The organism is Acinetobacter sp. ANC_7635 (assembly GCF_056779945.1).
Window position 1 is genome coordinate 46,459 of the sequence record NZ_JBWYIS010000002.1, and the last position, 11,981, is coordinate 58,439.

Consider the following 11,981-nt stretch of genomic DNA (forward strand, 5'->3'; position numbering starts at 1 on the left):
ATTCAAAAATAAAAAAACCGAGGCTTAGCCTCGGTTTTTTATTCTTTATAAAGAACCTTTTACAGCTTCACGCTCTACAGCCATATCAAAAATATAAGCATACTTTGATTGATCTGCAGCAGGATTTTTAATTTCATAACGTTTTACACGAATGATTTGACGTTCATTCGGACTATGTGAAAAACCTTCAATTTGATCGTAGAATAAAGTCCAGTCTTTATCGACTTGCGTTTTAATACCACTATCGTTGTATTTTATTTCTCTGACTTGTAGACAAGTTTGGGGAGTTACACCAGTACATTGTTTAGTTTCTGGCGAAATTTCAAGAAATATGGTTTCACCTTGGGTTTTGTATTTGGTTTCAGGTGTCATTTTACCCGTGAAGATAATCTTTTCACCATTCGGCTGTACCAAAGTCAACGTTGGATTATCACGATCATTTAAATTAAGCACGAAAGGAACAGCAGCTTGGGAAAATAGATTTCCAGCAAAGCGTTCTTGTTCGGCAGCCAAACCATTACATCCCTTCATGGTAGATGCAAGTTGAGCAGCTACGATAGTATTGTTTTTTAGCTCAAACCCGCCAAATAAAGTATTGCAGCTCGTTTGAATTGAAAGTTTTTTATCAGCGGTGAAGTTTAAAGTGATTGGTTGAGGCGCATTTTGTGGATTGGCTTGCCATTGGTATGCAGCGAGAGTTTGATCAGCATTTTGTTGTTGAAGCACAGACACAGCTAAATCCCCAACTTTTTGTAGATCGGAAGTCTGACACGCAGCAAGTGTGATAGGCAAAATAGCCAAGGTAATTAATTTTAATTTCATAACAAGCTTTCTAAATTGTATTGATCCGAGGAAGGATAACGCAGGAGATCTAAAAAATTATGGATACATTCTGCACTTTTCAGTATCAAAATGTATCCATTGATCGATGATTATTTCGTGATGGTCATTTAAAAAATGATATTTTATTTTCTCTCAATCAAAGCGATAAATATCCATCCCTAAAGCACCCATGGTAAAACTACTATGTACAATGCTAAAACGATCACCAGTGCCCATAGAAAAAAATAAAGGTGCAAAGTGTTCTATCGTAGGGTGGTTACGATGAACATGAGGAATCGTATTCCACGCTAAAATAGCAGGATAATCCGAATGAGTGAGCTGCTGCACCACGTAGTTTCTAAAAGTTGATGCCCATTCTGGAACTTCACTCGTTTCACCATGCCAAGCAAGCTCTCTTAAATTATGGGTAATGCTTCCCGAGCCAATTAATAATATTTGCTGATCTCTTAATGGAGCGAGAGCTTGACCAATTTTAAATATCGCTTCAGCAGACATCGTCATGGGTAAAGAGATTTCGACTACGGGGATATCAGCTTCTGGATACATATGTAATAAAGGCATCCATACGCCATGATCACGAGGTCGTGTACTATTGGCATGTGCAGTAATTTGTGCCTCAGCGAATAAATTTAAAACTTGTTCAGCAACATCTGGAGCACCAGGGGCAGGATAGCGAATTTCATAGAGTGCATCTGGGAAACCTCGAAAATCGTGCCATGTTTCAGGTCTAGTCCCCGTACTTACTTCGAGTGCATTGCTTTCCCAATGCGCAGACATGACGATTATCGCTCTAGGTTTGGGCAAATTGAGACTCAAGCGATGTAAAGCTGGACCAACCTGTTCAGGATTCAAAGCCAGCATTGGAGAGCCATGTGATATGAATAAACCAGGTAGCGTTTGAATAGTCATGAGGGTGGTTCCATTCTTAGATGTATGAGGTGATCATCGCAAATTTTAGAAGTCAGAGTAACCATTTAAATTTGAACATCATGTTGCAAATTCGGAACGATTATCCAGCACGATGGTACGGATGGTTATGATTAATGCTCATGGCACGGTAAAGTTGTTCAATCAACAGAATGCGAACCATAGGGTGGGGTAGCGTTAATTTAGATAAAGACCAGTGCCAAGCAGCAGCTTTACGAACTGCATCAGAATGTCCATCAGGTCCACCAATCGCGAGCACAACATCATTCCCTTCAAGCATCCAACCTTTCATGGTTTCAGCTAATTTTTCTGTACTAAACTCTTTTCCTCCCACTTCAAGTGCAATTAAAAGTTCATTTCCTTTCAGTGCATTTAAAATGCTATCGCCTTCGATATTACGGTATTTTAAAATATCAGCTTCAGAGTCATTCTTTCCGCGTTTCGCCATAGGAAGCTCAACAATTTGAGTTTGTACAAAAGGTTGAATTCTTTTGAAATAATCTTCAAAACCAGTAAGAACCCATGCTGGCATTTTTTGACCAATGGTCAAGATACGAATTTTCATGAAAATGTGTCACTAGAAGTTTCACGATATTATACATTTCAAAGTGATGAATTTATAAAATCAAAAGTTAAAACATAATGGGTTGTTAATTTTGCATCCATTGGCATCTTATAAAAAAGAGAGCCTAAGCTCTCTTTCTTCACTTAAAAGACCGATTAGTGTCGAGCAGATTTTGATTCGTCAACTGCTTTCACAATGGGTGTTTTGACTAATGGCTTGGGCATAGAGGTTAATGCTAGTGGTAAAATTTCATCAATTGATTTTACAACTTTGATATCTAAACCTTCTTTCACATTATCAGGAATTTCGACTAAATCACGTGCATTTTCCTGTGGAATAAAGACCATTTTTACACCGCCACGATGTGCAGCCAGTAATTTTTCCTTTAAACCACCAATACGCATTGCACGGCCACTCAAGCTGGTTTCACCAGTCATTGCAATGTCAGGTCGAATCGCAATGCCAGTAAACGCAGAAACTAATGCTGTCGTTAAAGCAAGACCAGCTGAAGGACCATCTTTAGGCGTAGCGCCTTCAGGTAAGTGCACGTGAATATCGGTTTCTTCAAAGCGAGTAGAATCGATACCCAAAGCATCAGCTCGTGTACGCACTACGGTCATCGCTGCAGTAATAGACTCCTTCATAACATCACCTAAAGAACCAGTGGTTACAAATTTGCCTTTACCTTTCATTGCTGCAACTTCAATTGTCAGTAGTTCACCACCAACTGAAGTCCAAGCTAGACCATTAACACGACCGACCTGAGCTTCTTCTTCAGCCATACCAAAATCGAATTTATGCGGCCCTAAGTAGTCAGGTAGATTTGCCGAATTAACTTCAATTTGAAGATTTTTCGCTTTTTTACTAACCGCTTCTTTAACCACTTTACGTGCGATTTTAGAGACTTCACGCTCTAAACTTCGAACACCAGCTTCACGTGTATAGCGTTGTACGATATCTCGAATTGCTTCTTCGTGTACACTTAATTCCTTAGCACGTAAGCCATTATTCTTGATTGCTTTAGGTACTAAGTAACGCTCAGCAATATTGATTTTCTCTTCCTCTGTATAACCAGGAAGGCGAATGACCTCCATACGATCTAACAAAGCTTCAGGTATATTCATACTGTTTGCAGTACAAATAAACATGACTTCAGATAAATCAAGATCAAGATCGAGATAGTGATCGTTGAATTTGTGATTCTGTGAAGGATCAAGCACTTCTAACAAGGCAGATGCAGGATCACCACGATGATCTTGAGCCATTTTGTCAATTTCATCGAGTAGGAATAAAGGGTTTTTTACACCGACTTTAGAAAGTGATTGCACAATCTTACCAGGCATCGCACCAATATAAGTTCTGCGATGTCCACGAATCTCAGCCTCATCACGAACACCACCAAGTGCCATTCGAACGAATTCGCGACCTGTTGCTTTAGCTACAGACTCACCTAATGAGGTTTTACCTACACCAGGAGGACCTACGAGACACAATACTGGTCCACGTAGTTTTTTTACACGTGACTGAACAGCAAGATATTCAACGATACGTTCTTTAACTTCATCCAAACCATAATGATCAGCATCAAGAATATCTTGAGCTTTAGCAAGATTGATACTTACTTTGCTCGCCTTATTCCATGGTGTATCTAATATAGTTTCGATGTAATTACGAACTACGGCTGCTTCACTCGATGCAGGCTGCATTGCTTTGAGCTTACGGAATTCACCTTCTGCTTTTTTACGAACATGCTCAGGAAGATCCGCTTCAGCTAAGCGTTTTTCTATCTCAGCAATGTCATCTTCAGCACCGCCATTCATGTCAGAAAGTTCACGCTGAATAACTTTCATTTTTTCATTTAGAAAATATTCGCGCTGATTCTTTTCCATTTGACGTTTTACATTGTCATGTAAATTTTGCTCAATCTGTTGTTCTTCAGACTGTTGAAGCAAATAAGTCATTAACTCTTGTAAATGAGCTTCAAATTCATCGTGTTCGAGGAATTTTTGTTTCACTTCAATGTTTAACGGCACGCGTGTAGCGACAAAGAACATGAGTTGCAATAAATCATCGATTTTATTTGCAGCATTAATTAACTCACGCGCATTACGTAGTTTCGCTTCAGCGTATTGGCTGAAAAGACCACGCAATTCTTCGAGGCGAGTTTGTTGAGTTGCCGACTCCATACGGATCGTCATTGGGCTAAGGCTGTGTTCAGCTTCTAAATAATCGTTTTGATCGTAAATATTAATCAATTTAGAGCGATAAATACCCTCGATTAAAACCTTAATGCAGTTTTCATCGTTTTCATGATTTACGACTTGTACAATCTTCGCGACAGTACCGTATTGATATAAATTGTCGTGATCAATTTCTTCTGTAAGAGAATCTTGTTGAGCTACTACAAAAACTAAATTGTCACTGTTACGAGCTACATCAACTGCTTTAATCGATTTTTCACGGCCGACAAAAAGCGCAATTTGCATGTGGGGATAAACCACAACATCACGCAAAGCTAATAGCGGTAACACGCTAGGGGTCTGAAGTTCTAAGTTTTCTTCATTCATAATAATATCAGTCATGAGCACTCCTAATGAGTGACAACGGTGTTGCCATATTTTTATAGTGATGTGTAATTTAAAAAATACAAGGGTGAAAATCGATAAAATTCGATTTATTTCTACTAATCTTGATAAATTCAGTTGGATTTAGGGTGAATTAATATTCTTCGTTTGAATTTTAATCGTTTTCTAGGGGTGATTAACTCATCTAATGGCTGATCCCAAGGTTGGCGCTTTAAAGGATCTAAGATTAATTGAAAGTCATACGCTAAACCGATGCGATAGGGGTGATTGCTCGCATGCTTTAACGTTCTATCATAAAAGCCGCCTCCCATACCCATACGTGTTCCATGATAATCACAGGCTACTAGGGGCATCAACAGTAAATCAATTTGTTTTACATTTTTCCCCAATCTATGCATAGGCTCATACATGCCTAATTTATGTTTAGTAAAACGTTTATTTAGATATTGATGCTTTGAAATTGGAACCCATTTTAAAGTTGAATCAAGTCTGGAGACTTTTGGGAGATAAACGACTTTATGCTTCGAAAAGCAATGCATGATTAGGATATGTGTTTTAACTTCACCGAATGCATCTAAATAAATCCCAATTTTTTGTGCAGATTTAAATTTAGAGTGAGATTGGATTTTTGACAAAACCTGAAAAGCAGAACGTCGTTGCGTAAAAATTGAGAGTTGTCTTCTACGAGAGCGTAGAGTTTTTCTTAAAAGTTGTGTTTGCAACTGCATTTCAAACTATACCAATCTAAGTGCATGTGTAAGGTAAGTAGTTTATCGATTTTTACTCAGGTTTAATCAACCTGATTTGAATATTTTCGATAGTATATTTTTCATTTACTCTAGGTGTAACAAATAAATGATTAGGGTCAATTTAATTTTAAATTGAAGCCGATAAGCTGAACTCTATCGGATCAGTTAAGTTCTGATCATAAAAAATAGAAAAGGGAACGATAATGAAAAATAAAAAATACGGTATTCTATTTAAAAAGAGCAAGCATGCTTATCGTATGGTTATGCTCACGACAGTAATTAGTCTTTCTGGTCTAATCACAAATCATGTAAATGCTCAAACTAGCTCTAAGTTGGATTTATCACTGTCCAGCCATTCTGTGAATAAAATAAAAAAACTACTGAATGATCCAAAAGTTTGGCAACAGATTCCGAAACAAGTCACCTTATGTGTGTATTCACCGAGCGGTGCTCATGGTGAAGCATTTGAGCAGGCGACGAGCTATATGAGTGAATTACCACGAATTGCTAAAGTTGCTCAAGATTTCGGCGTGCAAATGACTGTCAATCGTACGGCTAAGCTACAAATGCAGATAGATTTGAATTATCCAAAATTAAAGCAAAAAACATCCACTGAAGTTAATTTAAAAGTCTATACAGATGAACGGGTTTTAACTGAAGACTTTAGAAGTAAACGTTGTGATGGTGCTGGAATAAGTAATTTACGTGCCAAGCAATTCAACTCTTTTGTTGGAAGTATTGATGCAATAGGTGCAGTTCAAAACTATAAACAACTGACTAAAGTGATTCAGCTGTTAGCAAGACCTGAATTTGATTCGAAAATGGTCAATAAGGATTATGAGGTTGTAGGTATTGTGCCTTTAGGTGCTGCTTATATTATGGTAAATGATCGTAAAATTGATACTTTATCTAAAGCAGCTGGGAAAAAAGTTGCTGTAATGAGTTTTGACGCAACCCAAAAAAAATTAGTCCAAAATGTTGGTGCTCAACCAGTTTCAGTGGATTTAACTTCTGTAGGCGGAAAATTCAACAATAAGGAAGTTGATATTATCGCAGCGCCTGCAATCTTATTTGAACCTTTAGAACTCTATCGTGGAATGACAAGCAAGGGCGAGGTACGAGGCGCAATTATTCGTTTTCCACTCGTTCAAGTAACGGGTACATTGATTATGCATCGAAATAAATTTCCTGCTGGAATGGGGCCTATAGCAAGGGAGATTATTTCCAAGCAATTAACACCGGCTTATAAATTTATTAATCAAACTGAATCTAAAATTGATCCTAAATTTTGGATGAATATAAGAGATGCTGAGAAACCTGGATATTTGAAAATTATGCGCGAAGCTAGAATTCAGATGACAAAAGAAGGGCATTATCATCCTGAAATGATGTCTATCCTTAAAAAGATACGATGTAGTGATGATCCTAAGAATTATGAGTGTGCGCTTCAAGATGAGTAACTAATAATCTAAAAAATAGATTGTTTTTATAATTTTAATCGGTTTTATTTGTTTTTAGCCATGCTTTAAATTACTCACATCTAGGTTTAAGAGTAAATGTGAGATGAAAATTTTTATCGCAGTAGTTACTTCTACTTTGTTGATGAGTGCATGCGCATATGATCCAGTGCATTATGAGCAGCTTAGAATGTCAGAGAACGCGCAACACATGAAATTAAATGGGTAAAAAAAGCCCCCAGATGGGGGCTTTATACCTATTTCTTTTTAACGATATCGCTCCAAGACACATTAGTTGGCACGCCTGAGTTAAAGCGAACTGATGCGGATGATGAATAATCTTTAGTTTGTTCAACGACAATCTTTTGATTGTACTCATCAATAATTTCTAACTTACCGCCTGCTTTCGGGTAAATTCTCCACGACTCTTTTTCGAAGGGTTGAGTTACACTGAAGTTGAATGCATATGAAAAATTAGCATCTTTAGGTTGGCCAACGATTGTACCTTTACTTGACACACTTTGTAATTGATCATCAAAGAAACGGTATTCATAATCTTGTAGCCCCATATATTCCAATGTAGTGCTAGGGTTGTTTTTATCTAAAATCTGGAATTTTAAAGGATCTTTTACAGAATAAATTGCGCCATTAGAACCAACTGTATCTTTTACAATTTTACCAGTGACTAAATATAGTTTAGATGTATCAGTCCACGGTGTATAAAGCGCATTATTAAACTCTACTGTGGTTGAGCTTAATGTTTCAGTAAGCGAAATAGATCCTCCTTTAAATGTTACGACTTCCTTGCCGAAACTAGTAGCACAAGAATCATTACCACTTTTTAGCTTGATTGTTTGAGTAGTTCCACTTTTAGTTAGCTCAGTACAAATTAAATTTCTAAAAATTGTAAATGCACTTGTTCCTTGATCTGTTAATTCAATTACTCTACCTGTACGAGTAATGGGTCCATCACCCAATGTTTCGCCAATCATGTGTCCTAATGCTTGATTAAATCGATCATCCATGACATTTAAAGATTCTGAAAAACCAAGCGTTTCTTTAAGTTTTGTTAAAAAATCTTTATCTTTAAAAGGTATAAATGTAGAGCTCACATCGCCTGGTTTAATATAATTATCATTTGGCGTGTCAAGCTTCGAGTCACTTCCACCACCACATGCACTTAGTAATGCAGCAATACTCGCAACCCCAGCCAATTTTGCTAATTTAGACATATTCTCTTCCTTTAAATATAAATCTATTCTCATTGTTTATAATGTTTGACTAATAATATGAAGTCTTTAAACAATAAGAAGACATTAAAATGAAATACTTTTTGTGTAATTTCTATTATGGGGAATAATAATTTAAATTTTAGAAAAGTTACTAGGTCATTATTAACCAAATTTACAAATAATATGTCAATTTTTTTATATTGTTAAATATATATAAAGCAATAGGTTTAAATAATTAAATAATATTGAGGATTAAATATATTTATTTTAGAAAAGCGTGTAATAATTTGTTTATGGTGATGATAATGTGATAAAAATCAAAAATTATTAATATTGATTATTAATTTGGGATAAAGCGCAAGGATGTTTATTCAAAAATAAGAAAAAAGAGACAATAAAATAAAGACTCCGGAGATGCCGCTGCATGTGTCGTTACCCTGAACCCGACGAGTTCAAGGTGGACGCGACGTATACTTGCTGGGTTTCCCACTCGAGGTGGGCATACGCTCTAAATATACAGAACACAATCCATAAGTTTAAGTATCGGCAGGGGAATAGACCCGCTGGCAAACATCCCAGAGTTAAATTAAGTATAACGAAATGAGTGAGATTGGCAAACCTTGGTATACCCATTATTTGCGTGATAATTCACTCGGTAAAACTGACTGTGCAAACTTAGATCAAATTTATACAGTTTTTTCAACGTCTTCCAAGATTGTTGCAAGTAAGCGTTCACAATGAGAATATTCTTGTAAGGATTTGTTCATTGTTAAAACTTCTTGCATAAGCTCTAAAGCCACCATGATAACGAGCTTATTGTGTTCTACGTTAGGTGCTTTTCTACGAAATTCTTGAAATTTCTCATTCAGCAAATCACCAGCACGTTGTAAATCATCTTTCCGATCTTGAGTGGTTGAAAGTCTAAATGTTTGTTCAATTAGTCTTAACTCGACTGTAACGACTTCAGACATAATTATGCTTCCTCATTTTGTTCAGCCGGATTTTCTAATTGTTGGATTTCTTGGGCATGATGATCTTGATCAGTACCTAAAATGGCCAATCGTTGAATGATTTGCTCAACCTTAGTTTTAGCGAGTTCATTTTTTTTGATTAAACGTTGATTTTCAGCCTTCAATTCATCAATTTCTTTTTGAGCTTGACGTTGTTCAGCCAACATTTTTTCTTTGATGACTCTCAACTCATTCCTTTCAGCCAAGATTTCCTGAAATCTATTTTTTAAATCAGTACAACTCTTTTCTAAACGACTATAACGTTCTGCTAAAGCAGTAGCATCTTGATTTAAAGTTTTATAAATACCATCCAATTGATTGTATTTGTCATTTAGACTTTCAATCTGTTCTTGCTTTTGAGTGATGATGCTATTTTTTTGAGCAGTTTGAGTTTGATGAGTTTCCTGAAGTTCTTTCTGCTTAGCTTCAAGAGAACTATTCATTTGTTCGGTTTCGGACAAACGATGTTTAAGCGTGCCTAAATGCGTTTGTAAACGCTGTAATTGTTCTAACATAACGAGGTCGCGTAGTTTCGCAATCAAAGGTAATATATACAGAAGTATAGAGATTGGAAAAGCGAATGCAAGACGATATTTCAGGTTGGACAGATTGGAACCAACAATTCGGTTCAATTGAGGAAATTACTAGTCCTAGTGAGTTACATGGTCTACTTACAGGTATTGTTTGTGTAACTGAACCGCCATCTCATGAGGAGTGGATACAAATTTTGTCTACATTGAATGTGCCTCAATTAGAACCTACTGCGCTTAATTTACTGGCTGAGGAATCTGAAGATGTTTCACATGCTTTATCAGAAGATGAATTAGATTATTTACCCATTTTGCCTGATGATGAACATGTATTGTCTGAGCGTGTTCAAGCTTTAGCAGATTGGTGTGCAGGAGTGGTATTGGGGTTTGGATTAGCGTCTGGGCATATTCGTGCTGATGAAGCTGAGTTGATTGAACACTTGCAAGATATTGCAGCAGTCGAGTTTGAAGATTCTGATAATGATGAAGAAGGTGAAATTAGCTATCAAGAACTTTATGAATTTGTTCGATTAATTCCAGTGAGTTTATCTGTTGGACGAACCAAGATTGCTGTTGAAGAAAGCTCATTACTGAAACATGTAAAACCAACAATTTCGAAAAAAAATGAGCAAAGTGTCGTTGAGATGTTTACACCTCATCGACCAAGTTGATTACATTTAATCAAGAGTACTACTTAACATATAAGTAGTACTGTATTTTCTTAAATTAAATAGCATAAGCTGCAGAAAAGATATGAAACTTACTCAATCAGATTTTCAAAAACGACGTGATCAATTAGCCGCTGAAATAGGCCTAAGAAGCATTGCAATTATTGCAACACGTGAAGAAATGTTTAGAAATCGTGATGCTGATTATAAATATCGCGCTGATAGTAGCTTTTTTTATCTAACGGGATTTGCAGAGCCTGAAGCAGTTGCTGTAATTGAAACATTTGATACTGAAGAAGAAGGTTATACCTACAGTTTATTTTGTCGTGAACGCAATCGAGAGATGGAAATCTGGACAGGTTACCGTGCAGGGATTGATGGTGCAGTCGATGATTATGATGCGGATGAAGCTTATGCGATTGATCTACTAGACGAAGAAATCATCGCAAAGCTTCAAGGAAAAGAAAGATTATTTTATAGAATTGGTCAACAAGCCAGTTTTGATGCAAAAATTACAAAATGGATTGCAGAAGCAAGTGGTGAAAGCCGACGTGGTACCGCTGCACCGACACAATTGATTCAGTTAGATACAATTTTAGATGAGATGCGTCTACACAAAGAGCCAAAAGAAATAGAGTTAATGCAAATCGCATCTGATATTTCTGCTCAAGCACATACGCAAGCGATGAAATCTGTACGACCAGGAATGATGGAATATGCTTTAGAAGCGGAGCTGAATTATATTTTTGGTAAAAATGGTTGTGTACCATCGTATAACAGTATTGTGGGTGGTGGTGAAAATGCTTGTATATTGCACTATGTTGAAAATAACAAACAACTTAATGACGGCGATTTAGTTTTAATAGATGCAGCTTGTGAATATGAATTTTACGCGTCAGATATCACTCGGACATTTCCAGTAAATGGTAAATTTAATCCTGAACAAAAGGCGCTTTATAATATAGTGCTTGATGCTCAAATCGCTGCAATAGATGCGGTTAGAATTGGTAACTCTTACAAAGAGCCACACTACGTTGCTGTTCGTATTTTAGTGCAAGGCTTGCTTAATCTTGGAATCATGCAGGGTGATCTCGATGAAATCATTGAGACAGAAGCCTATCGTCAATTTTATATGCATGGAACTGGTCACTGGTTAGGCATGGATGTTCATGACGTAGGGGCATATAAAGTCGATGGAGAATGGCGAACATATCAAGAAGGTATGGTGGTGACCATTGAACCAGGTTTATATATTGCCCCTGATGATGAAACTGTCGATCCAAAATGGAGAGGGATTGGTATTCGCATTGAAGATGATATTGTTGTCACTCAAGATGGACCGAGAAACCTGACTGCTAAAGTAGTGAAAACCATTGAAGATATCGAAGCCTTGATGGCGAGTTAACCATTTTCAC

11 protein-coding genes and 1 other RNA gene are annotated in these 11,981 nt (G+C 36.9%); 3 read left to right on the forward strand and 9 right to left on the reverse strand.

Features of this window, described 5'->3' with window-relative positions:
- Window positions 1-45 precede the first annotated feature (45 nt).
- From AC1M89_RS04190 to AC1M89_RS04210, 5 genes are all read right to left on the reverse strand, one after another.
- Entirely contained in the window at window positions 46-822 is a 777-nt protein-coding gene (locus AC1M89_RS04190; protein WP_481608725.1) for a DUF4377 domain-containing protein, read from the reverse strand.
- Window positions 823-975: 153 nt separating this feature from the next.
- Window positions 976-1,752 carry a DODA-type extradiol aromatic ring-opening family dioxygenase gene (locus AC1M89_RS04195; RefSeq protein WP_092766821.1) on the reverse strand — a complete coding sequence of 259 codons (777 nt, stop codon included), beginning with the start codon at window positions 1,750-1,752 and terminating at the stop codon, window positions 976-978.
- A gap of 100 nt (window positions 1,753-1,852) precedes the next feature.
- Complete coding sequence (rlmH, locus tag AC1M89_RS04200; RefSeq protein ID WP_035268469.1) at window positions 1,853-2,335, reverse strand: 23S rRNA (pseudouridine(1915)-N(3))-methyltransferase RlmH; 483 nt, start codon at window positions 2,333-2,335, stop codon at window positions 1,853-1,855.
- 155 nt (window positions 2,336-2,490) lie between these two features.
- Window positions 2,491-4,917 carry an endopeptidase La gene (gene lon / locus AC1M89_RS04205; RefSeq protein WP_035269773.1) on the reverse strand — a complete coding sequence of 809 codons (2,427 nt, stop codon included), beginning with the start codon at window positions 4,915-4,917 and terminating at the stop codon, window positions 2,491-2,493.
- A gap of 116 nt (window positions 4,918-5,033) precedes the next feature.
- On the reverse strand, window positions 5,034-5,648 hold the full coding sequence (locus AC1M89_RS04210; protein ID WP_481613943.1) for a 5-formyltetrahydrofolate cyclo-ligase: 615 nt from the start codon (window positions 5,646-5,648) through the stop codon (window positions 5,034-5,036).
- Window positions 5,649-5,872: 224 nt separating this feature from the next.
- Here AC1M89_RS04210 and AC1M89_RS04215 point away from each other — a divergent pair, with 224 nt between their 5' ends.
- The gene (locus AC1M89_RS04215) at window positions 5,873-7,129 is read left to right on the forward strand and encodes a putative solute-binding protein (RefSeq protein ID WP_481608723.1); all 1,257 of its coding nucleotides are present in this window, start codon (window positions 5,873-5,875) and stop codon (window positions 7,127-7,129) included.
- Between the two features lie 254 nt (window positions 7,130-7,383).
- On the opposite strand, the gene AC1M89_RS04220 is transcribed toward AC1M89_RS04215, so the two are convergent.
- The 4 genes from AC1M89_RS04220 to AC1M89_RS04235 all read right to left on the reverse strand — a co-directional run bounded on the left by AC1M89_RS04220 (window position 7,384) and on the right by AC1M89_RS04235 (window position 9,883).
- Complete coding sequence (locus AC1M89_RS04220; protein ID WP_481613944.1) at window positions 7,384-8,358, reverse strand: hypothetical protein; 975 nt, start codon at window positions 8,356-8,358, stop codon at window positions 7,384-7,386.
- A 401-nt stretch (window positions 8,359-8,759) separates the two neighbouring features.
- A non-coding RNA gene (gene ssrS, locus AC1M89_RS04225) (6S RNA) lies at window positions 8,760-8,943 on the reverse strand.
- A 101-nt stretch (window positions 8,944-9,044) separates the two neighbouring features.
- Window positions 9,045-9,329, reverse strand: coding sequence for a cell division protein ZapA (locus AC1M89_RS04230; protein WP_180027932.1), 285 nt, complete (start codon window positions 9,327-9,329; stop codon window positions 9,045-9,047).
- A gap of 2 nt (window positions 9,330-9,331) precedes the next feature.
- Window positions 9,332-9,883, reverse strand: a complete 552-nt coding sequence (locus AC1M89_RS04235) for a hypothetical protein (protein ID WP_481608721.1) — start codon at window positions 9,881-9,883, stop codon at window positions 9,332-9,334.
- 65 nt (window positions 9,884-9,948) lie between these two features.
- Here AC1M89_RS04235 and AC1M89_RS04240 point away from each other — a divergent pair, with 65 nt between their 5' ends.
- Together AC1M89_RS04240 and pepP are read left to right on the forward strand one after the other, a co-directional pair.
- Window positions 9,949-10,569, forward strand: coding sequence for a UPF0149 family protein (locus tag AC1M89_RS04240; protein ID WP_092766815.1), 621 nt, complete (start codon window positions 9,949-9,951; stop codon window positions 10,567-10,569).
- Between the two features lie 82 nt (window positions 10,570-10,651).
- Window positions 10,652-11,971, forward strand: a complete 1,320-nt coding sequence (gene pepP, locus AC1M89_RS04245; RefSeq protein ID WP_180027929.1) for a Xaa-Pro aminopeptidase — start codon at window positions 10,652-10,654, stop codon at window positions 11,969-11,971.
- The last annotated feature ends 10 nt before the right edge of the window (window positions 11,972-11,981 follow it).

Bases quoted from the DNA above. Each gene is read 5' to 3' on its own strand.
- AC1M89_RS04190 (WP_481608725.1), bottom strand. From the start codon at position 822: ATGAAATTAAAATTAATTACCTTGGCTATTTTGCCTATCACACTTGCT.
- AC1M89_RS04195 (WP_092766821.1), bottom strand. From the start codon at position 1,752: ATGACTATTCAAACGCTACCTGGTTTATTCATATCACATGGCTCTCCA.
- rlmH (WP_035268469.1), bottom strand. From the start codon at position 2,335: ATGAAAATTCGTATCTTGACCATTGGTCAAAAAATGCCAGCATGGGTT.
- lon (WP_035269773.1), bottom strand. From the start codon at position 4,917: ATGACTGATATTATTATGAATGAAGAAAACTTAGAACTTCAGACCCCT.
- AC1M89_RS04210 (WP_481613943.1), bottom strand. From the start codon at position 5,648: ATGCAGTTGCAAACACAACTTTTAAGAAAAACTCTACGCTCTCGTAGA.
- AC1M89_RS04215 (WP_481608723.1), top strand. From the start codon at position 5,873: ATGAAAAATAAAAAATACGGTATTCTATTTAAAAAGAGCAAGCATGCT.
- AC1M89_RS04220 (WP_481613944.1), bottom strand. From the start codon at position 8,358: ATGTCTAAATTAGCAAAATTGGCTGGGGTTGCGAGTATTGCTGCATTA.
- AC1M89_RS04230 (WP_180027932.1), bottom strand. From the start codon at position 9,329: ATGTCTGAAGTCGTTACAGTCGAGTTAAGACTAATTGAACAAACATTT.
- AC1M89_RS04235 (WP_481608721.1), bottom strand. From the start codon at position 9,883: ATGTTAGAACAATTACAGCGTTTACAAACGCATTTAGGCACGCTTAAA.
- AC1M89_RS04240 (WP_092766815.1), top strand. From the start codon at position 9,949: ATGCAAGACGATATTTCAGGTTGGACAGATTGGAACCAACAATTCGGT.
- pepP (WP_180027929.1), top strand. From the start codon at position 10,652: ATGAAACTTACTCAATCAGATTTTCAAAAACGACGTGATCAATTAGCC.